This is a genomic window from Paenibacillus sp. P4_A9 (genome assembly GCF_056402415.1).
Genome location: NZ_JBFUHL010000001.1, coordinates 340,438 through 361,982, shown reverse-complemented (window position 1 = coordinate 361,982; position 21,545 = coordinate 340,438). Strand labels below are relative to the sequence as shown.

14 protein-coding genes and 1 pseudogene are annotated in these 21,545 nt (G+C 38.9%); 11 read left to right on the top strand and 4 right to left on the bottom strand.

What is annotated here, in order from left to right; all coding sequences use genetic code 11:
• Positions 1 to 42 precede the first annotated feature (42 nt).
• Positions 43 to 1,671 (top strand): chaperonin GroEL, encoded by a 1,629-nt coding sequence (groL, locus tag AC1DVJ_RS01670; protein ID WP_477587842.1) that lies wholly within the window; start codon positions 43 to 45, stop codon positions 1,669 to 1,671.
• A gap of 153 nt (positions 1,672 to 1,824) precedes the next feature.
• Here groL and AC1DVJ_RS01665 read toward each other — a convergent pair whose 3' ends face one another.
• Both AC1DVJ_RS01665 and AC1DVJ_RS01660 read right to left on the bottom strand, forming a co-directional pair.
• Complete coding sequence (locus tag AC1DVJ_RS01665; RefSeq protein WP_477587841.1) at positions 1,825 to 2,103, bottom strand: hypothetical protein; 279 nt, start codon at positions 2,101 to 2,103, stop codon at positions 1,825 to 1,827.
• Positions 2,104 to 2,138: 35 nt separating this feature from the next.
• Positions 2,139 to 2,459, bottom strand: a complete 321-nt coding sequence (locus AC1DVJ_RS01660) for a hypothetical protein (protein ID WP_477587840.1) — start codon at positions 2,457 to 2,459, stop codon at positions 2,139 to 2,141.
• Positions 2,460 to 2,744: 285 nt separating this feature from the next.
• Here AC1DVJ_RS01660 and AC1DVJ_RS01655 point away from each other — a divergent pair, with 285 nt between their 5' ends.
• From AC1DVJ_RS01655 to AC1DVJ_RS01645, 3 genes are all read left to right on the top strand, one after another.
• Positions 2,745 to 2,987, top strand: a complete 243-nt coding sequence (locus tag AC1DVJ_RS01655) for a hypothetical protein (protein WP_171632523.1) — start codon at positions 2,745 to 2,747, stop codon at positions 2,985 to 2,987.
• Between the two features lie 117 nt (positions 2,988 to 3,104).
• Positions 3,105 to 4,694 carry an SWIM zinc finger family protein gene (locus tag AC1DVJ_RS01650; protein WP_477587839.1) on the top strand — a complete coding sequence of 530 codons (1,590 nt, stop codon included), beginning with the start codon at positions 3,105 to 3,107 and terminating at the stop codon, positions 4,692 to 4,694.
• Positions 4,691 to 7,750 carry a DEAD/DEAH box helicase gene (locus AC1DVJ_RS01645; protein WP_477587838.1) on the top strand — a complete coding sequence of 1,020 codons (3,060 nt, stop codon included), beginning with the start codon at positions 4,691 to 4,693 and terminating at the stop codon, positions 7,748 to 7,750. Before AC1DVJ_RS01650 ends, AC1DVJ_RS01645 begins: the two co-directional genes overlap by 4 nt.
• Before the next feature lie 53 nt (positions 7,751 to 7,803).
• Here AC1DVJ_RS01645 and AC1DVJ_RS01640 read toward each other — a convergent pair whose 3' ends face one another.
• Positions 7,804 to 10,332 (bottom strand): O-antigen ligase family protein, encoded by a 2,529-nt coding sequence (locus AC1DVJ_RS01640; RefSeq protein WP_477587837.1) that lies wholly within the window; start codon positions 10,330 to 10,332, stop codon positions 7,804 to 7,806.
• Between the two features lie 213 nt (positions 10,333 to 10,545).
• Positions 10,546 to 10,805, bottom strand: a pseudogene (locus AC1DVJ_RS01635) (adenylyl-sulfate kinase).
• Positions 10,806 to 10,881: 76 nt separating this feature from the next.
• Here AC1DVJ_RS01635 and AC1DVJ_RS01630 point away from each other — a divergent pair.
• From AC1DVJ_RS01630 to AC1DVJ_RS01600, 7 genes are read left to right on the top strand one after another with little or no spacing between them, the layout of a single operon-like run.
• Positions 10,882 to 11,685, top strand: coding sequence for an ABC transporter permease (locus AC1DVJ_RS01630; protein WP_477587836.1), 804 nt, complete (start codon positions 10,882 to 10,884; stop codon positions 11,683 to 11,685).
• A 14-nt stretch (positions 11,686 to 11,699) separates the two neighbouring features.
• Positions 11,700 to 12,977 (top strand): ABC transporter ATP-binding protein, encoded by a 1,278-nt coding sequence (locus tag AC1DVJ_RS01625; RefSeq protein WP_477587835.1) that lies wholly within the window; start codon positions 11,700 to 11,702, stop codon positions 12,975 to 12,977.
• 12 nt (positions 12,978 to 12,989) lie between these two features.
• A complete protein-coding gene (locus AC1DVJ_RS01620) occupies positions 12,990 to 16,256 on the top strand; it encodes a glycosyltransferase (protein ID WP_477587833.1) in 3,267 nt (1,088 codons plus the stop codon).
• Between the two features lie 29 nt (positions 16,257 to 16,285).
• Positions 16,286 to 17,362, top strand: coding sequence for a mannose-1-phosphate guanylyltransferase (locus AC1DVJ_RS01615; protein WP_477587832.1), 1,077 nt, complete (start codon positions 16,286 to 16,288; stop codon positions 17,360 to 17,362).
• A gap of 15 nt (positions 17,363 to 17,377) precedes the next feature.
• Positions 17,378 to 18,346 carry a GDP-mannose 4,6-dehydratase gene (gene gmd / locus AC1DVJ_RS01610; protein WP_477587830.1) on the top strand — a complete coding sequence of 323 codons (969 nt, stop codon included), beginning with the start codon at positions 17,378 to 17,380 and terminating at the stop codon, positions 18,344 to 18,346.
• A gap of 39 nt (positions 18,347 to 18,385) precedes the next feature.
• On the top strand, positions 18,386 to 19,813 hold the full coding sequence (locus AC1DVJ_RS01605) for an MBOAT family O-acyltransferase (RefSeq protein WP_477587829.1): 1,428 nt from the start codon (positions 18,386 to 18,388) through the stop codon (positions 19,811 to 19,813).
• Between the two features lie 39 nt (positions 19,814 to 19,852).
• Positions 19,853 to 21,412, top strand: coding sequence for an alginate O-acetyltransferase AlgX-related protein (locus AC1DVJ_RS01600; protein WP_477587828.1), 1,560 nt, complete (start codon positions 19,853 to 19,855; stop codon positions 21,410 to 21,412).
• The last annotated feature ends 133 nt before the right edge of the window (positions 21,413 to 21,545 follow it).

Genomic DNA, 21,545 nt, shown 5'->3' with positions numbered 1-21,545 from the left:
TAATAATTTATCTAGGTTTTTAATTAGAGGAGGTTTCCTATCGTGGCAAAAGAAATTAAGTTCAGTGAAGACGCACGCCGCGCGATGCTTCGCGGGGTAGATGCTTTGGCGAATGCCGTTAAAGTAACACTAGGTCCAAAAGGCCGTAACGTTGTACTTGAGAAAAAATTCGGTAGCCCGTTGATCACGAATGACGGTGTTACAATCGCGAAAGAAATCGAGCTTGAAGATGCTTTCGAAAACATGGGAGCTCAACTTGTTAAAGAAGTTGCTACCAAAACGAACGATGTTGCCGGAGACGGTACAACAACAGCAACGGTTCTAGCGCAAGCGATGATCCGTGAAGGTCTGAAAAACGTTACTGCAGGCGCTAACCCAATGGTTATCCGCAAAGGTATCGAGAAAGCTGTTAAAGCAGCTGTAGAAGAGCTTCAAAAAATTGCTAAGCCTATCGAAGGCAAACAATCCATCGCACAAGTTGCAGCAATCTCTGCAGCTGACGAAGAAGTAGGCGAGTTGATCGCTGAAGCAATGGAAAAAGTAGGTAAAGACGGTGTTATCACAGTTGAAGAATCCAAAGGCTTCTTGACGGAGCTTGAGGTTGTAGAAGGTATGCAATTCGACCGTGGGTACACATCCCCATACATGATCACAGATACGGATAAAATGGAAGCAGTTCTGGACAACCCGTACATCTTGATCACGGACAAAAAAATCTCGAACATCCAAGAAATCTTGCCTGTTCTTGAAAAAGTGGTTCAATCCGGTAAACAACTTCTGATCATTGCTGAAGATGTTGAAGGCGAAGCACAAGCAACTCTTGTTGTGAACAGACTTCGTGGCACATTCACTTGCGTAGCTGTTAAAGCTCCTGGTTTCGGTGACCGTCGTAAAGCTATGCTTGGCGATATCGCTGCTCTAACAGGTGGACAAGTGATTACAGAAGAGCTTGGATTGGATCTGAAATCCACAACTCCTGATCAATTGGGTAGCGCTCGTCAAATCCGTGTTACCAAAGAAAACACAATCATCGTTGATGGTGCTGGTAACCCGCAAGATATTAAAGCTCGTGTAACACAAATCCGTTCCCAATTGGAAGAAACAACTTCCGAATTCGATAAAGAAAAACTGCAAGAGCGTTTGGCTAAACTTTCTGGCGGCGTAGCTGTTATCAAAGTTGGCGCAGCGACTGAAACTGAATTGAAAGAGCGCAAGCTTCGCATCGAAGATGCTTTGAACGCGACTCGTGCAGCAGTTGAAGAAGGTATCGTTTCTGGTGGTGGTACTGCCCTAGTTAACGTATACAACGCAGTAGCGAAAGTAGTAGCAACAGGTGACGAGCAAACGGGTGTTAACATCATCCTTCGTTCCCTTGAAGAGCCTGTTCGCACAATCGCAGCTAACGCTGGTCAAGAAGGCTCCGTTATCGTTGAGCGCTTGAAAAATGAAAAAGTAGGCATCGGTTATAACGCAGCTACCGGACAATGGGTAAACATGTTCGAAGCTGGTATCGTTGACCCTGCGAAAGTAACACGTTCCGCACTTCAAAACGCAGCATCTGTTGCAGCTATGTTCTTGACAACAGAAGCGGTAATCGCTGACAAGCCTGAGAAAGACAAAGGCGGCATGCCTGATATGGGCGGCATGGGCGGTATGGGTGGCATGATGTAAGAAGCTCGTCAGAGCTTCTGCATATGCAGTGAGAAAGACTCCTTCGGGAGTCTTTTTTGTTTGCGAAAATGACCATTCTAAGACAGTTAATAGTGACAACGGAACATTTGTTCTATTTGTGGTTAAAATAAAAAGCCCATTGGGCTGCAGGAGTTATCTGTTTTTTAACTTGTCGATTTCAATTCCGTGATCAATCAGTTGTTTATCAATTACATTAAAATGATGTGCGAATATATGTTGTTCTGACGCCAAATTTCTTTGGATAGCTCTTAGTTGTTTGATATCATCACGTGTTTCCAGAACAGCTTGTCTAATCAGAGGTATGTCAGATACGAGATCTTCTATTGAATTCAAGCGGTCATTCATTTGCTTCTGTTCTGTTTTCATTTCTTTTAATTCTTCAAGAATTTGTAGCAATAATTGCTCGCTCATGTGGGTATTCCCCTCTCCTAATACAACTGTTTTTATTACTTTTGCTTCAGTAAGTAAAGGTCTTCCTCGGTTTTTGTGATCTTATTTCTTTGAAAATCTAACCGGTCATTCATCGAATGAATCTCTTTGAGAAGTCGGCTATCGGATTCGATGTTCTCGATATGTTGTGAATTCATCGTATGTTGGATACGGTCAATTTTCGTGTCCATCGATTCTAGTTTCGTCTCCACAGCTTCTAAACGAGTGTCCATGGCCTCGAGTCTTGTATCCACGGCATCTAGTTTTGTTTCCATGACTTGGAGCCTTGTGTCCATAGTTTTCAGCTGCAGCATCATTTTATACAGTAATTCTTCCATACCCATCACCTCTTATTAATTTCGTTTAGCTTCTTGTCAGGGTGTGACAAGCTCCTGTTCCTAATTATACTGCGTAATTCCCATACTGTGAACGATAACCTAAATTCACTTATGTTTACCGATAGGTATTCATCACATAGCCTGGCTCTTTTCCATTTGCTTGGACCCCATGCCTGCTTGGCCCACACGCAAAAGCCCATTTGTGGATAAGATAGGCATTGGTACACTCTCTGGACTAGGGTTAGACGTATACTATCTCAAACTAACAGAGGAGTTGACTCATCCATGGCTTTACAACCCAATCAAGGTAAACAATTTCAGTGTCCACCTGCTGACCCGATAATGACAGATCCAGAAAGAGTAGTTAGAGATTTCTACCACCCGCAAAAGGTTCAAGTCATTCATCCGATTCAGATCGTGAATCGTCATCACTGTGTACCCGTATATGAGCATGTGTATACATGTAGTGAAACGGATGAGTATTGCGGAACTCACCCGCATCCGCATCAAGGTATGCTAAGGAAATAACAGATAAGCACTTCCCGTGAAGAATCATTCATGATTCCGGCGGGGGGTGTTTTTTGTAAGGAGAATTGATTATATAATAAGGGAAGGAAGTTGATTGGGTAACGGGGGATAGGAAACATGCAAGAGTTAGATATAGACTGGCCGTTCTGGATCGAACGGATACGTCCTAAATTTGATATAGCGATCCTCGAAAGAGGTTGGACATATTTTAAGGAAGGTGCTGTAAGAGATATTCAAGTGGAAGGCACCTCGATCATAAAAGCAAGGGCGGACGGAACAAGTAAGTACAAGGTCACCTTGGATCTCAAAACCTTCACACGGAGTAGTTGCTCTTGTCCGTATGGCTACAATTGTAAGCATATGGCTGCTGTGCTTTATGAAGTGGCGAAGCAGAATGGATATGATCCAGAGGAGTTTAGATTTCGTGCCAAAAAGGCGACGCAGATCACGCAATTGGAGCTAGATGTACCTGTTTCAAAGGCGCCAAAGCAGGCCGATAATTCACCTCAACCAACAGATAGCTGCGAGATGTGGCGGGCTTATTTTCATAAACAATATGGTCATGCGAAGATTTATAATGCTTTTAGCCTTGAAGAAGTGTGTATCCGTGCTTGGAGGGAACTCAATAAACGAGCCGACATATGGGAACCGACGAGTCGAAATCTATATGATATCCAAGTAGCGCTATATGTGATTCAGCTATGCGATATGATGGCAGGGACGAAGGCGACTACCTATGATTTTTATCAAAATACGAACTATTATGTTAAACGTGTCTTGAAGCATGCTCGCGAGCAGTTGGAAGCAACGCTTCAAGTGCTTGACGTCAACAGGACAAATAAGCAGTATGCTGGACATTTGAAGGAGTTAGCGGCATATCTGGTTGATATATGTGAGAAGGGCTCAAGCGTGTACCTCTATGACTGGATCGATTTGTACAAGTTGTTATGGACGCAGTTATTTCAGGATAAGGACATGCTGGAGTTAGAAATGATGAGGCTCAGGCAGCTGCTGTCGGATCCACAAGCGAGTCAACAGGCCCGCCAAGTCGCAGCGCTTGGATCTATACATTTGGCTATTAGTAAAAGTGAGGATGAGAATGCCTGGGAACGTGCGGAATCGGGGATGTTCGAGATTGAGCCTGATTATTGGTTTGATTACTTGAGAGAGTTTGTTTTTGATAGTCAGTGGGATCGTATATTGAAATGGTTGCGGTGGTTAAAGCCGAGGATCGCGTGGAATGGTCGTGGCTATGCGGACGATTTTTTGAATTTCTGGCGTTTGGCAGCGGAACAGCGAGATGTAGAGAAAGAGCAGAGGGAGGTCATGATTTCACTTTTACCTGCGAGTTACGATCACTATGCGAAGTTTCTAATCAAAAAAGGGGATTATCAGGCGTGGGCAGATCTCTGTCTGCTCTTGGATCTGACTACGGAACATATCGATTCAGCGCAGATAAAAGTCGTTGAAAAAGCGAATATTCGTTTCCTCCTGCCCATTTATCATCATGCGATTGAAGCGTGTATTCAGGGTAAAAATCGTCCCGATTATGTACAAGCCGTTAAATTGTTAAAGAAGTTGGCAGCTGCTTATAAAAAGCTGAAGCTAACGCCTCGTTTTGAAACGTACTTGGGGCAAATCGTTAAGCAATACGCTCGGTATCGCGCTTTCAATGAGGAATTACGGAGAGGAAATTTGATACCATGATGACCTTGTCACCGATTTATATGAGAATGCAGAGGCTGCCTTCGGGAAGCTTTGCTCTATATGGGGAAACGGAACAGGCGAACGAGGTTCCTGGTTATATGTTACGAAAGCTGCTTTTTGCATGGCATGAACGCTCGTTCTATGGGACGCAATTGGAAGTGACCCGGATTCCGTATGGAGATGCGATTGTGCTGTCTCCTGCCATGGCTTTGGATTATTTCCGCGCACCAGGGGTGCTGCTTCATAGTCGATTATCTTGGGAAGAAGGATTCGTGGAGCTGCAAAAAGGATCAGTTCTTCTGGGGGAGGCGATAGATGCTAGTTGGTATGTACCTTCCTATGAGCTTTGGCGCGAGGGCAGCCATGGATGGAAGCTTAAGGTGCCTGCGGGTCAGGCGGAGAGATTTACGGAGCTTTACTCTGTGTTGTTTCCGGAAAGCTTTTGGCAGAGCTGGTTCAGTCATATCGTTGAAGAGTTGTTGGTGACGGATCCAGACTTCGGGCTAACTCGGATGTGGAATGGCTTGCTTCAAGCGAATAGGTTGCTGCGAGTTAACGAGCCAGGGTTCGAGGCTATGGTGACGGAATCGGCTTGGATGCAGGAAGAGGACTGGCTTATTGCAATTGGGTGGGCGCAGGACGATGCACCGTATCGGATTTGTGTCCAGCTGGTTGAACCCTATGCGGAGACGTATGTCGATGGGACGACGACGGCTAAGGATAACGCAGCGGATTGGCGGTTGCGTTTTATTGCACAGGATCGCAGGGATGCGAACCGATTCGTTGAGTTCAGCTCAACGGGCAATGTGTTAGTTGGCGAGATACCGCATGCGTGGAAGGCCGACATTGCGGATAAGCTTCACGAGCAAACGAAGCGTGTATTGCGGATGCTGCCAGAGCTGGAGAGTGCGTATCAACCAGGCAAAATTATCGAGCAATTGTCGGATGATGAGGCGTGGACTTTCCTAACTGAATCGAGTCTACAGCTGGTGGCGGCGGGTATTTCCGTCTTTTTACCATCGTGGTGGGCAGAAATTCAGAAGATGGCTCGTCCTCAGTTGAAGGCAAAGATCAAAAGCTCTGTGGGCGCAACGCGCAAAGCCATGTTTGAGATGGATCAGATCGTGCAGTTTGATTGGCGAGTGGCGCTAGGCGGCGTGGATATGTCTGAGGAAGAATTTGGGCATATGGCATTGGAAAAGAAGCGCCTGATCTATATACGTGGCAAATGGGTGCAGCTGGATCCTGCGCATTTGGAACAAATTCGCGATACTATGCGGCAGGTCGAGAGAAAGAAGGGACTTTCTTTCCGGGATGTTTTGGAAATGCATTTGGTAGAGGGAACTGATGACGAGGAAGAGCAAGCGACGGTTGGCGATGAGAAGGGCAAAGCTGTGGAGATCAGGGTAGAGCTCAATAGTCATCTGCGTGGTTTGATGAAGCAGTTGAGTCAGACGAAGTCTATTCCACTGGTGGAAGAGATTCAGGGTTTGAGAGCAGAGCTTAGGCCGTATCAGGTGCAGGGGGTGTCGTGGCTTCTTTTCCTGCGAAGCATGGGTTTAGGAGGATGTCTAGCAGATGATATGGGGCTGGGGAAGACCATTCAGTTTATTGCTTATATGTTGAAGGTGAAGGAGCAATTAATATCAAAACCTTCGTTGCTCATTTGTCCGACCTCTGTGCTTGGTAACTGGCAGAAGGAGTTGGCCCGTTTTGCACCTACCTTACGAGTGCATCTGCACTACGGCGCGCAGCGAGCGAAGGGAGAGGCTTTCGAAGCATCGCTGGGTGATGCGGATTTGGTGATAACCTCCTATAATCTCGCGCAGCTCGATGAAGAGGAACTGTCTAACGCCATGTGGGACACGCTTTGTTTAGATGAGGCGCAAAATATTAAGAATGCTTATACGAAACAGTCGCAGGCGATTCGAGCATTTACTGTGGGGCAACGAATTGCCTTGACGGGGACGCCGATTGAGAATCGATTGACCGAGTTGTGGTCGATTTTTGACTTTGTGAACCCGGGGTACCTCGGGACGTTGACTCATTTTAACCGACAGTATGTTGGTCCTATTGAGAAGAATGGGGATGGCGCTAAGGAACTGACAGCTCGCGTTCAGCGTTTGATAAGGCCGTTCCTGCTACGGAGATTAAAGAAGGATCCCGCTATTCAGCTGGATTTACCTGATAAGTATGAGGGTAAGGCGTATGTGCGCCTCACCCTTGAGCAGGGGGCATTGTATGAGAATGTCGTGCAGAGCTTGTTGGAGAAGATTGAGGGAGCGAGTGGGGTTGTAGAAAGTTTAGGTGGTAAAGGAAAAAATGCAAGTCTGAACAGTATAGAGAAGAGTGTAAGTCTGACCAGTATAGAGAAAAAAGGCTTGATCCTTACTGCGTTGATGAAGCTGAAGCAGATTTGTGATCATCCTGGGTTGTTTTTGAAGGAGATTGGGGTGAAAGAGGGGCGCGGCGCATTCGACGCCGCGGGAATGAGAGTACGCTCAGCTAAGCTGGAGCGGCTGGTTGAAATGATTGACGAACTCAGGAGCGAAGGAGGCAGCTGCCTCATCTTCACCCAGTTCGTCGAGATGGGCCACCTGCTGCAGGCTACGCTTGCGCAGGCGCTGGGCGAACCCGTGCAGTTCTTGCACGGGGGATTAAGTGCAGTGAAGCGCGACGCGATGATCGCGCGCTTCCAGGATGCAGCGCTCCCCGCGGAGGAGCGCTGCCACATCTTCATCCTCTCGCTGAAAGCAGGAGGAACTGGTTTGAACCTCACCGCGGCCAATCATGTGTTCCACTATGACCGCTGGTGGAATCCGGCCGTGGAGAATCAGGCCACGGATCGCGCTTTCCGCATCGGGCAGACGCGCAACGTGCAGGTGCACAAGTTTGTCACGCTCGGCACGCTCGAAGAGCGGATCGACGAGATGATCGAGCGTAAGCAAGGCCTCAGTGACCAAATCGTCGGCACCGGCGAGAATTGGGTCACCGAGATGTCGACAAGCGAGCTGCGCGAGCTTTTCGCTTTGCGGCGGGAGTGGATGGAGAAATAGGAGTGATAAATAAGCGGAACGAAAAAAGGTGCCACATCGCTGTGGCACCTTCTCTATTTCACAGGAAAATTAGTCGCAATAATCGCATCAATATTTTGCTTCTCAGCTGGATCTTTCGCGATCAGCTTGTCCATAAGCGCTTGATCCTTGGAGCCCTGCTTTTGCAAAGTAGCCAGATACCAGCGTATCAAGACACGGTTCACTTGGTCATCCATATTATCGGTTATACGCGGCTGAATTAGTGCAGCTGCACCTTTGTAATCACCACGCATGTAGCTGATTTGCCCAACATTCAAAGCCATGTTCGGTGTGACCGCAAATTCACGGCCTTGGGCTTGCTCTTTCGGTAGGTTTTTCAATGAGTCAATACGAGCGAGTACCTCGTTATACGTGGCAAGTGCATTGTCAAGTCTAGTATTGAACTCTTGTGTGTTACCCTTTGCATTTGCTTGACTAGCAAGTTCAATATTTAGTGAAATGCTCTTCTCATACATATCCATATACCAAGGATAGTTAGTCATTTGAGCGTTCGACCAATCTAGAGCTTTCTGCTGCTCCCCTTTCATGAGGAGCATATTTAGATGTTGCATAGCTACGACGCGGTTATGGGGCTCTTTTTTCAAAAGCTGATCCATAAGGTCCTGGGCTTGATTGAAGAACGGATCACTCTTCTTAGGATCATTCGGGTTTTCCTTCAGCGTTTGATTGTAAACACTAAGGAGAATCCCAATTCTACTAACCTGTCCTGTTAATAAATAGTCTGGATGAGCAGGATGTAGAGAAAGCGCTTTGTCAAGCGGCGATACGATCTGATTGTAATCTTTGCTCGTTTTAACAACTTCAATTGCTTGTTTATAGGAACCATTGGCAGAGAGAAGCTGAGCGGAAATAAAGAACATAACAAGAGAAAGCACCCCGATACTTGCAGGGAAAAGCTTGTGGATGACAGCTGACTTCGACTTCAACCGCAGTTCACCAGAGGAACTGTTGCTTAGCATCCCGCCAAGAGCGAGGAATAGAATCGCGCCCAAGTACACATAGCTTAAATCAAAGTCGATCATACTGTGGACCAAAAGTGAAATCATGATAATGAAAAATAGGAAGTGAAGGTCTCGCTTTTCCTCTGAACTTCGGATATAGCTCCGAATATAGAACCAACCTACGGCAATGACGAATCCGATAAAGGCGAGAAAGCCAAGAGCACCTGCTTCAACCAAATATTGTAGAGCAAAGTTATGAGCCTGACGACTTGTATAGGGATTGTTTTGATACTTCTCATAAAGGGAAGCCCAAGCACCGCCACCGGCACCAATGATCGGATAGTCCGACCAAAGCTTCACAGCATCTTTATAAAACGTACCACGCTCCAAAACACTGTGCTGCTGGAAGTTAATATTTTCAACACGCGTTTTCACATTCTCAGGAAGAATGTTTTTAAATCCAGTGTCACTAAGGATGAGAACTGCACCAACCACCCCAATGACAACAGCAGCGACTGGGAGAATAAAAGTCGCATATTTCTTGGCATCGAAACGGGCGGTAATGCGCTCCAACCAAGGCCCAGCGTAGCGTTGAATAACAACAGCTAGTCCAGCGAAAACTAAGGAAGCTAGTAGTAGAATCCACCATCCATGCCAAGATTCCGAAGCGCTAGGTTGTTTCTGTAGTCCAATGCCAATATCCGTTACTTTCTCTAAAATAATAAGGGAAGTCCCGAAAGCTAGTCCCAGTTGGACGAGCGCTAAGATCTGCCGGCTCATTTTGAAGAAGAACATCATGATGAGGAATACCACTGGGATTACCACAATGGCACCACGTGATAGCGTCAGCCAGAATGAAACAATCGTTGGAATCAGTAAGAATGCGTGAGTGAGAACCACGTACCATTTCCGAGATTTAATGATGAAGAATAAGGAACTAAGTGTTAGTGAAATTAAAAATGCTGCATAGGTGTTCGCATATTGGAAGACCGATGTTAACCGTAAGCCGTTGGAATCTGTCATGACGGCATCACGGTATACATTTGCATCCGTTCCATCCATAAGTGCAAACCATCCGACAAGGTGACCGGCAAAAGTTTTGTTACCTAACCAGTACAACAGTCCAAACAAAACGACAAAATACCCCGAAATCATGAATAAACGGGCAACAATCGACGCGCCAAGCTTGTTTTTTGTCAGAAATACACCTAAAATGAAGAAGGTTGCATACAGCATTTGGATGTAAACCATATTTGTTGCCAAATAATGCGACGCAGAATTCGACAAAGAAATAACATAAGTTAGAGGCATCATGAAGACCAGAATTGTAAGGAGATCTTTCTTTTCTTGAAGCTTAAATACAAAAAACGCTAGGATCGCAACAAGCAATAAAATGATGGAGGACCACACCGAAGCGGAGTAAATACTTCTCTCAAACTCAACTGTACCGCCATTAAACAACGCCCTTTGAAAAGGTGCCCAAAACATAAATAAGCCTGTAAACACGGCCAATACCCAAAAAATAACAGAGCTCTTATCAGTCGTTATCTTTCCATTCGATTTTGCACGCGAAGCCGCGTAGGCATTCTTACTTGCACTCATTCCGGATAGTCTCCTTCTTCGCTAAAGTTCGACTTTATTTTAGCATACTGGAAGAGGGTTTCCAAATATAGTTTTAATAGGATGCCTCCTGCGTATTAATAAACCTGAGGCTTTTTGAATTGTAAATAACCATGCTGATATAAAATGCACTAGCTGTTCGACAGAAAATTCAATGGTTTGCTTATCAGTTTCAATGACTAAATCTGGGTTATCTTAGGCTTCGTAGAGGGCAGTTACACCTGTGAATTCCTTTATTTGCTTTGTGTGAGCTAAATTATACAAGCCTTTGGATCTCGTCTTTCACATTCTTCAATTGAACATTTTACGTAAACCTCAACAAACTCTCCCTCGGAGAACATTTTCCGAACAGCTTTTCTGTCCTTTATGTTAGGAGAAATGAATGCTGCTATCGATATTACTCCAGCATCAACATTTCCATAAATGTCATATTTTGTTAAGTGAGTAGTGATCAAGTCCTTGTTTTGATAAAATGTTTATGTGCATTTTAGTCAATAATGAGATTATTTTATTCAAAGGAGTTTGCAAATAGTGAAAAAGTCACGGTTTACAACATTGCGAGAATTGCTATTTAATCAAAAGCTCATTTGGGTACTTGCTAAAAACGATTTTAAAAAGAAAAATATTGGATCATATTTAGGGATTACATGGGCCTTTATTCAGCCGACAATTAATATATTACTCTTATGGTTTGTTTTCCAAGTAGGTTTTAAGTCGACTCCTGTCGATAATTTCCCTTTTATATTATGGCTTTCAACAGCCATGATAGCATGGAATTTCTTTGCTGAAAGCATGCAAACAAGCGTATATGCCATTACGGAAAGCAGTTATTTGGTAAAAAAAGTTGTTTTCCGCGTTAGTATTCTACCTGTTGTTAAAATTTACTCTGCGCTTTTCGTACATATGTTCTTTTTGATTTTCTTGTTTATTATGTTCGTATTATATGGCTACGGGCCAACGATTTATCTTTTACAAATTCCTTATTATTTAGGTGCAATGATTCTTCTGCTTATGGGGCTATCATGGATAACATCTTCGCTTACAGTATTTTTTAAAGATGTTGGACAAATTATTTCAATGGTTATGCAGTTTGGATTCTGGTTAACACCGATATTTTACTCTTTAAGCATTATTCCTAATAAATTTATTTTCCTTTACAAAATAAATCCAATGTACTACATCGTAGAAGGTTACAGAGAAACATTTATTTACCACAAGTGGTTTTGGCAACACGAGTTTCAAACTATTAATTTTTGGCTGATTACGGTGATTGTGTTAGTCGTGGGTAGGATATTATTTAAGAAACTCAGACCTCATTTCGCAGATGTTTTATAAGGAGAATAGAATTGATGAATGAATTAGCCATTCAAGCAACTAATTTAAGTAAAATTTATAAGCTGTATGACAAGCCGATCGATCGTCTTATAGAGTCATTGAATCCATTCAATAGGAAGTATCATCGCGATTTTCATGCAGTGAAGAATGTTTCATTTGAAGTGAGAAAAGGTGAAACCTTAGGGATTATAGGGAAGAATGGCTCGGGCAAATCAACCCTACTCAAAATGATAACTGGCGTATTGAATCCAACTGCAGGTAACATCACGGTGAATGGGAAAATTTCGGCCCTCTTGGAGCTCGGTGCTGGTTTTAATCCAGAATTAACAGGTATTGAAAACATTTATATGAACGGAACAATAATGGGCTATACTAAAGCAGAAATGGATCAGCGATTGGATAATATTTTGTCTTTTGCCGATATTGGAACTTTTATAAATCAGCCTGTGAAGATATACTCCAGTGGAATGTTTGTTAGGTTGGCATTTTCTGTAGCCATTAATATTGACCCCGAGATCTTAATTATAGATGAGGCTTTAAGTGTAGGAGACATGAGGTTTCAACAAAAATGTTTCCGTAAAATAGACGAGTTTAAGGACACAAAAACTATTTTATTTGTATCGCATGATTTATCTGTGGTTAATAAATATTGCAATAGAGCTATTTGGATTAATGAAGGCGAAATGATTGACGATGGTTTGCCAAAAGAGTTAGCAAAGAAGTATCAAGCCTTCATGCTAGGATCAAATCTAACCAAGTCTACAATTATTAGTACGGATGAATCAACAATGCCAATGAATGAAAAGATTGATCAAATTGATAATATTCATGAGAGCTTAGATGTACTAGGGGATAATGAAGCAAGAATCGAGGGAATCTCACTGTTCGATGTACTGACTGACCAGAAAATCTCGATTGTAGAGCCAGGACAGTCCGTTAAAATATATATTAAAATTAAATCAAATACGGAAATCGAGAATCCAATTATTGGTTTTTCGTTGAAAGATAAATTGGGCAATGTTTTAATGCAATCCAATAGTTTCGTCCTAGAGGAACCTGTAATTGACATGCTACAAGATGCGTACTATGGATTTTGTTTTGAATTCGAGTTTCCTCCTTTGAACATTGGGCAGTATTCCATATCTCCTGCAATAGCATCCGGTACTCAAGAAGATCATACACAGCATAGTTGGGTACATGATGCGTTAATTATTCAAGTAATGCCTGTACAGTATCACCAACTAAGCGGTTTTTTTATTATGAATAATGTGAAATTTTACTCTTTAGATTGAGGAGAGACATACATGGAATTTACAGGTGAGCGGTTTGTACCCCATCTATCAGAATTACAAATAAGAATCGAACATCTTCAACGATATTACGCAATTACAGAACTTGTTAAAGGTAAAAGGGTGCTGGATGCCGCTTGCGGTGAGGGATATGGGGCATCCATTATATCGGAAACCGCAGCCAGAGTAATCGGCATAGATATCAGTAGTGAAGCGATAGATCATGCCAGAAGTACCTATATAAATGAAAATCTTTCATATCAAGTAGCTTCTATTGAAAATTTGCCGTTTGAAAATCATTCTATAGATATTGTGGTATCATTTGAAACAATTGAACACGTTAATGAAGAGTTACAAAAATCATTCCTGGAAGAAATTAAAAGAGTGCTGAAAGAAGATGGCTTATTAATAATTTCAACCCCAAATAAGCATATGTACTCTGATATCCGTAATTATCAGAATCCGTTCCATGTTAAGGAATTTTACAAAGAAGAGTACAGAGATTTTCTAGGAAGTTATTTTGAATTTATAGAAATTTTTCATCAGAAAAATGAAGTGACGTCCGTTATTACTGATTTTTCTGATAGAGAGTATACGCGGCAAGTGAAGTTAGATACAGAAAAAGCTAACCTTGAAGGAACATATTTTATTGCGATTTGTAGTAATGAGGTAATAGGTAATTTACAGATCGGATCCTCAGTTCTGTTTGCTAACAAGTACAATGAAATGGTGAATAGGATCCTATCCTTGCAGGATGAAGTAGATGAAAGAAATAAACACATCAAATATCTGGATGTGAAGCAGGCAGAGCTACATAAGTTAGTTATTACTACACAAGATGAGAATCGCTTGCTAAAACAAGAGATTGAAAAGAAATCGAATGATTGTGATGAGATCCTCAGAAGTGTCGGAAAAGAATATGGAATTCAAAATATGAATTTGGATGAGATTGTAAAAAGGGTCAACGCTGATCTGAAGATTATGAAGGATCATGATCAGGAGCTAATGAATAAAGATGGTCATATTAATCTTTTATTAGAAAGTGAAAGAAAATTAGAGAGGATACAGAGCTCAACGGGGTGGAAGTTTCTTACCAAATATTATCATTTGCGAGACAAAGTTATACCAAGAAGCAGTAAAAGAAGATTAGTAGCTAAATTGGTGTCTAAATCTATTAGAGAACCACGCAAGATGCTAAAAAGCTTAAATAAAAATAATTTGAAAAAATTGCGATATTATTTAAATACAGAAAATATTGGAAATATTGAAAGTCGAATTGATCATTTTATGGATCGACATAAGGAAGTAAGCCAACTTGAGATTAAATTAGTTGATCCAAATCTAGTTAAAGAGAAGATTGTGTTTCCTCGGTTCGAGATCCCACTGGTTTCGATCGTTATTCCAGTCTACAATCAGTGGGATTATTCCTATTCCTGTTTAAAATCTATTTTATTAAATACAGAACAAATCCCATATGAAATCATAATTGCCGACGATATGTCGAACGATGAAACAACTCGTATTTCAGACTATATTGAAAATGTTCATGTCGTTCGAGATGGCATTAACAGAGGCTTTTTGCTTAATTGCAACAACGCAGCTAAACAGGCAAGAGGGAAATATATCTTCTTTTTAAACAATGATACGAATGTACAAGAGAATTGGTTGAAATGTTTGGTGGATTTAGTCGAAAACAATAGTAAAATAGGGATGGTTGGTTCCAAATTGATTTATCCAGATGGTAGACTTCAGGAAGCTGGAGGGATTATTTGGAATGATGCGAGCGGATGGAATTACGGAAGATTAGATGACCCGAGTAAGCCGGAATATAACTATGTTAAAGAAGTTGACTTTATTTCTGGTGCAGCAATAATGATCCGTGAAAGTTTGTGGAGACAAATAGGTGGTTTCGATGAACGATATGTACCAGCATATTATGAGGATGCAGATTTAGCATTTGAAGTAAGAAAGCATGGTTATTTAGTTGTATTAGAGCCGAATTCAATAGTTGTTCATTTCGAAGGAATATCTCACGGGGTGAATACATCAACCGGTATTAAAGCACATCAAGTAGTAAATAAAGAAAGATTTCTGGAAAAATGGGAAAATGTATTAGAAGTAGAGCATTTTCCAAATGCGGAGAATGTATTTCACGCTCGTGATCGAAGCAAAAATAAGAAAACAATTCTTGTAATTGATCATTATGTGCCTCATTTTGATAAAGATGCTGGTGGACGATGCGTCTATCTCTATTTAAAGCTGTTTAGACAGATGGGATTCCATGTGATATTTGTTGGGGATAATTTCTATAAGCATGAACCTTATACCTCAATACTGGAACAGATGGGAATTGAAGTATTATATGGTACGTGGTATCAAAAGCATATCTTTGACTGGATAAAAAGTAATGGTAGATATATTGATTATGCGTATTTAATAAGACCACACATTTCAATAAAGTATATCGATGCTATAAAAAAACAATCAAATGCTAAAGTTTTTTTCTTTGGAACAGATTTACATTATATTAGAGAAATGAGAAATTATGAATTAACAAAAGATGAAGAATTGAAAAAAATGTCGGAGTATTGGAGAAAAATAGAGTTTGAATTATTCTCGAAATCCGATGTTCTTCATGTAGTTGGAACATATGAAGAGTCAGTGCTTCAAAAAGAACAACTTAATAAACCAATAAGAAATATCCCTTTGTATATTTATGATGAAGACCAATTCGGAGCTGATTGTAATAAGTTTCAGCAAAGAGAAGGAATACTTTTTGTTGGCGGATTCGGTCATAAACCGAATCAGGACGGTGTAATATGGTTCGTGAATAATATTTTTCCGCAACTTTTGACGGAATATCCTGGGTTAAATTTTTATGTTGTTGGTTCTAATCCAACTGAAGAAATAAAAAATCTTCAATCTGAGCATATACATATAATTGGATATGTTTCAGATAATGAGCTTTTAGAGTATTACAATAAAGTGAAAGTTGTTATCGTTCCTTTAAGGTTTGGTGCTGGAATCAAAGGGAAGGTTCTCGAGGCCATGTTTAATCAAGTTCCATTGATTACAACACCAATTGGAGCGGAAGGCTTAAATGGTGTTGAGGAATATATACAAATTGTTGATAGTGAGATTGAATTTGTCAGTGCGTTCACAGCATTATATGAGAATGAACAAATTTGGTCAGATATCTCGAGAAAATCACAAAAGTATATCCATGAAAATTTCTCAATTGAATCTGCCAAAAAGCAGATATTAAAAGATATGAAACCTTAAACGGTTTCATATTTTCAGGAGGGGAATTTGTGGAATTAGTAGCAGTTATCTTAGCAGGCGGTAAAGGTGAAAGATTTTGGCCGAAAAGTAGAACGAAATTGCCAAAACAATTTTTAAATATCTCAGGAAATAAAACAATGATACAGCAAGTAATCCAAAGATTAAAATTAATCCTTGATGTATCGCATATTTTTGTGGTTACTAACGAAATTTATGCTGAGCTTATAAGTGTTCAGGTTCCGGATCTTCCTAAAGAAAATATTATCATTGAACCTGTAGGTAAAAACACAGCGCCTTGTATAGGATTAGCTGCAGTAATAATTGAAGAACGATTCCCAGATACTACTATGATAGTACTTCCTTCAGACCATATTATTACCGATGAGCAAGGGTTTGTTCAGATTTTAGAAACAGCTGCTGAAGTTGCAAGTAAAGGACATCATTTAGTAACTCTGGGTATTAACCCGACATATCCAGAAACGGGTTATGGTTACATTGAATCATCTAGTGATTTTTTTGAGATAAATAATATGCAAGTCTATAATGTAAACAAATTCACAGAAAAACCTAAAATAGAGATTGCAGAAAACTATTTAAAGGAAGGTAATTATTATTGGAATAGCGGTATATTTATTTGGAAGACTAGTCTAATTCGCGAGTTATTTTCTTTACATCTTCCTGATATCCACGAGATTCTTGAAATAATAAAAATTTCCATCCTTAATCAAAGTTTTCATGATTCAATTCATCGTGTATTTGCAAAAATGCCTGATCAGTCTATTGACTATGGCATTATGGAGAAAGTTGAAAACATCTATGTAATACCCTGCAATTTTGGATGGGATGATGTTGGAAGTTGGAATGCGCTCGAAAGAATTAATGAATTGGATGAGAATAGTAACTTTGTGAATGGAAATATATTAGCTGTAGATACTAAAGGATGCATTATTGAAAGTGGAGATAAGTTGATAGCAACTCTTGGAATTGAAGACTTGATAATTATCAATACAGACGATGTAACATTAATTTGTACCAAAGATAAAGCACAAGAAGTTAAATTATTATTAAAAGAATTAAGAGATAAAAAATTAGAAAAGTATTTATAAAAGGAGAAATAGAAAATGACGAAAAACGCTTTAATTACAGGAATTACTGGACAAGATGGGTCTTATTTGGCCGAATTATTGCTTCAAAAGGGGTACAACGTTTACGGCTTACGTCGTAGAACGAGTGTTCCTATCATGGAGAATATTGAGGCTATTAAAAATGAAATTGAATTTATTGACGGAGATCTACTTGATTCACATTCTTTAATAAAAGCAGTCGAAAAATCACAACCGGATGAGGTTTATAACTTAGCTGCGCAATCGTTTGTAGGTTCTTCATGGGCGCAACCTGTTCTAACAGGGCAAATTACAGCAATGGGCGTAGTAAATTTACTTGATGCTGTAAGATTAACTAAACTAGACGCTAAGTTTTATCAAGCTTCAAGCAGCGAAATGTTCGGTAAAGTACTAGAAACTCCGCAGAAAGAAACAACTGGTTTCTATCCTAGGAGTCCATATGGCGTAGCTAAAGTATATGGCCATTGGATAACTGTAAATTATCGTGAAAGCTATGATATGTTTGCTAGTTCGGGTATATTGTTTAATCATGAATCACCGCGGAGAGGTATTGAATTCGTTACAAGAAAAATAACTGATGCAGTAGCGCGTATCAAACTAGGTCTTCAGACAGAGCTGCGACTAGGTAACATGGACTCAAAGAGAGACTGGGGATTTGCGGGAGATTACGTAAAAGCAATGTGGCTTATGCTGCAACAAGATTCTCCAGAAGATTTTGTGATTTCAACTGGAGAAACTCACACTGTACTTGAATTTGTAGAAACAGCCTTCAATCATGTTGGTTTGAATTGGCGTGATTATGTAGTGATTGATCCTAAATTTGTAAGACCTGCAGAAGTGGATCTGCTAATTGGTGATTGTAGTAAGGCCAAGAAAGTACTTAATTGGACACCGGAAGTGAGTTTTGAACAATTAGTAATAATGATGGTTGAGAGTGATTTGAAGAAGAATAAAAATATCAAATAATAAAAAATATAGTACATTTAATTTTGCGGGGGAGTTTCTGTGGTTTTCTCTTCATCTATATTTATTTTTGGTTTTGTTCCAATATTCTTTTTAATCTATTTACTAGCAGTGCCAAGTTATAAAAATTTTGTGATACTTTTAGGGAGTACCCTGTTTTATGCTTGGGGAGGTCCAACTTTTCTACTAGTTTTATTATTTTCTTTACTAATAGACTGGCATTTATCTAATGTGATCCATAAAAATATAAACAATAGATCTATAGCAAAGTTCTATTTGCTTCTTGCTTTAATCGGTAATATAGGTTTGTTAGTATACTTTAAATATACTAATTTTTTCGTGGAAAATATTAATTTAATATTTTCTACTTTTAATATTGCTCCTGTTTCGTGGACTAAAATCGTTCTACCTATTGGTATTTCGTTTATAGTTTTTCATAAAATAAGTTATATTGTTGATGTCTATAGGGTACAAAAAAAGCCAACAAGCAAAATGACTGATTATTTTATATATATCTTATTATTTCCGATGTCAATTGCTGGCCCAATTATTAAATATCAAGATATATCTGAACAAATCACTTATAGAAAAACTTCCTTTGAAGATATATTGTATGGATCTTATCGCTTTTCATTAGGCTTATTTAAAAAAGTTTGGATAGCTGATAATGTCGCAATTGTAGCTGATAATGTTTTTGGRGTTGCATCAGGAGAGATAGGTTTCTTTTACTCATGGATAGGGATCGTATGCTATGCATTACAGATATATTTCGACTTCTCTGGTTACGCTGATATGGCCATAGGACTGAGTAGAATAATGGGGTTTAAAGTATCAGAAAACTTCAGAATGCCTTATATTTCACAAAATATAACCGAATTTTGGAGAAGATGGCATATTTCTCTTTCAAGTTGGATGAAAGATTATATTTATATTCCTCTGGGGGGAAACCGAGTATCAAAGATTAGAAATTATTTTAATCTGTGGATAGTTTTTGTGATTTCGGGACTTTGGCATGGAGCAAGTTGGAATTTTGTTATTTGGGGTATGATTCATGGAATGTTTATAGTATTTGATAAATTATTCTGGTTAAAACAATCTAGACATCTATCTAAAACATTGAATATTTTCATTACGTTCATTATTGTACTCATAGCTTGGGTATTCTTCAGAGCTAATAACCTTGATCAGGCTTTAAATTATTTGAAGTCAATGTTCAATGTATTAAATATAGGGCATTYTACACCAATTCAAAATTTATATATTAGTAATTCAATTATTTTCTTTATTTGCCTAGGTTTATTTTTATCTTTTATTCCAGCAACTAGAAAATACGAAAACTTTAAAATGAAATTGGCTAAATATTTTAATATTGAATGGATTCAAATTATCACTATTCTATTTTTGTTAAGTATTTCTATAGTGAAATGCGTTTCGTCTTCTTATAGTCCTTTCATTTATTTTAGATTCTAATCTGAAATAAATTAATTATTATATATTTTGGAGGATTCCATGAAACAATTTTATTATAGATTTCTATTTGTAAGTATTTTAATAGTAGGCGTTTCGCTGCCATTAATACAAATGACACATAAAATAAAGTTTATTCCAAATCTTAAATTAAACGGGGTAGAGAATTTGGTGTTAAAACCCAAATTCAGTTTTGATAGCATTAAAACGGGGGAATATCAACAATTATTTGATAAATGGTTTAGTCAGAACTTCGGACTAAAGAATTACATTTTAAAAACTAATAACCAAATAAATTATAGTTTTTTTAATCAAACGCCAGCCAATAGTAATATATTAGTTGGGAAAAAAGGATACTTGTATGAGGGAAGTTATACTAGTGAATATTTAAATTTTATTCCCCCATTAGGATCTGACTTATTAGAAACTAAAGTTAAAGAAATGAAAGAATTACAAGATATTTTGAAGAAGCAAAACAAATATTTTATGTTATTAATTACTCCCAGTAAAGCTGCCATATATCCTGAAAATATACCTGATAGATTAAAGCAATTACAAACAAATAAAGTTCGAAATTATGATTTAATCATCCCTCTTTTGAATAAATATGGAATTAATTATATTGATGGTCACAAAATATCTTCAGATAATAAATTAAGTGGGAAATATAATATGTTTCCGATCGGAGGGACCCACTGGAACTATTTAGCTGCTTATTATACTACTAAAGAAGCAATTCAAAAAATGGAAGAAATATCTGGAAAAGATATGGTTAATATCGATCTCAAGAAAATTGAAGAAACTCCTCCTATTGGAACAGATCGAGACCTTGCTGATTTATTAAATGTTTGGAAACCACATGTTAATTACAAATCTCCAAAACCAATCATTACTGAATCTGAGCCAGCAGTAAAGTTTGTTCCTAAAATATTCATTGAAGGCGGAAGCTTCTCGGAACAGTTTATTAACACTCTTCACTCATCACATGTCTTTAGTAAGTTAGATTTATATTTTTATTTTCATACTCATATTCAATTTATTGATAAAAATCCGAGCGGTAGCGTTATTGGAGAAATTCAAAAAGCAGATTGGGACAATGATGTATTCAATAGTGATGTTATTATCATTGAAATGAACGAACAAAATATTCCAAAGTTAAAAGAAGGGTTTTTACAAGCAGCCTTAACTCAATTAAATCCTAACAAAGAAGAAACTAAATTAACATTTAAGAATATTAACAAAGATTTTGTTGAAGCAATTCAAATTGATGATAAATCAGGATTTAAAATTAAAAAAGGTGCAAATGGCACGGGAACTGTCTTTTTTGAGACTGAAAATATGAAATTAGAACAAAATAAAAAATATACAATATCATACAAAGCATCTGGATTTAACCAATTGAATACTGATTTATTCCCTGATGAATTACCGCAATATAATAATGTTAAAATATCAGATGTAGTTCAAGATTTTTCTTATACTTTTATCTCAAATAGTTCTAACATGAATAATGCATCACTTAGATTTTTCATTGACGGGTTGAATAAAACTGTGGATAAAGATTTGATAGTATATGATATCAAATTTATTCCCACTAATTAAATTATTATAATAGGGAGGTTAGAGGTTGAGTAACATACTATTAGATAAATTTAGGAAATAATATAAAAAAAGCATTGAGAAATCTGTATTTATATCAAATGCTTTGAAACATGGGGGTTCTGCAAGAATAGAC

Bases quoted from the DNA above. Each gene is read 5' to 3' on its own strand.
- AC1DVJ_RS01665 (WP_477587841.1), bottom strand. From the start codon at position 2,103: ATGAGCGAGCAATTATTGCTACAAATTCTTGAAGAATTAAAAGAAATG.
- AC1DVJ_RS01660 (WP_477587840.1), bottom strand. From the start codon at position 2,459: ATGGAAGAATTACTGTATAAAATGATGCTGCAGCTGAAAACTATGGAC.
- AC1DVJ_RS01655 (WP_171632523.1), top strand. From the start codon at position 2,745: ATGGCTTTACAACCCAATCAAGGTAAACAATTTCAGTGTCCACCTGCT.
- AC1DVJ_RS01650 (WP_477587839.1), top strand. From the start codon at position 3,105: ATGCAAGAGTTAGATATAGACTGGCCGTTCTGGATCGAACGGATACGT.
- AC1DVJ_RS01645 (WP_477587838.1), top strand. From the start codon at position 4,691: ATGATGACCTTGTCACCGATTTATATGAGAATGCAGAGGCTGCCTTCG.
- AC1DVJ_RS01640 (WP_477587837.1), bottom strand. From the start codon at position 10,332: ATGAGTGCAAGTAAGAATGCCTACGCGGCTTCGCGTGCAAAATCGAAT.
- AC1DVJ_RS01625 (WP_477587835.1), top strand. From the start codon at position 11,700: ATGAATGAATTAGCCATTCAAGCAACTAATTTAAGTAAAATTTATAAG.
- AC1DVJ_RS01620 (WP_477587833.1), top strand. From the start codon at position 12,990: ATGGAATTTACAGGTGAGCGGTTTGTACCCCATCTATCAGAATTACAA.
- gmd (WP_477587830.1), top strand. From the start codon at position 17,378: ATGACGAAAAACGCTTTAATTACAGGAATTACTGGACAAGATGGGTCT.
- AC1DVJ_RS01600 (WP_477587828.1), top strand. From the start codon at position 19,853: ATGAAACAATTTTATTATAGATTTCTATTTGTAAGTATTTTAATAGTA.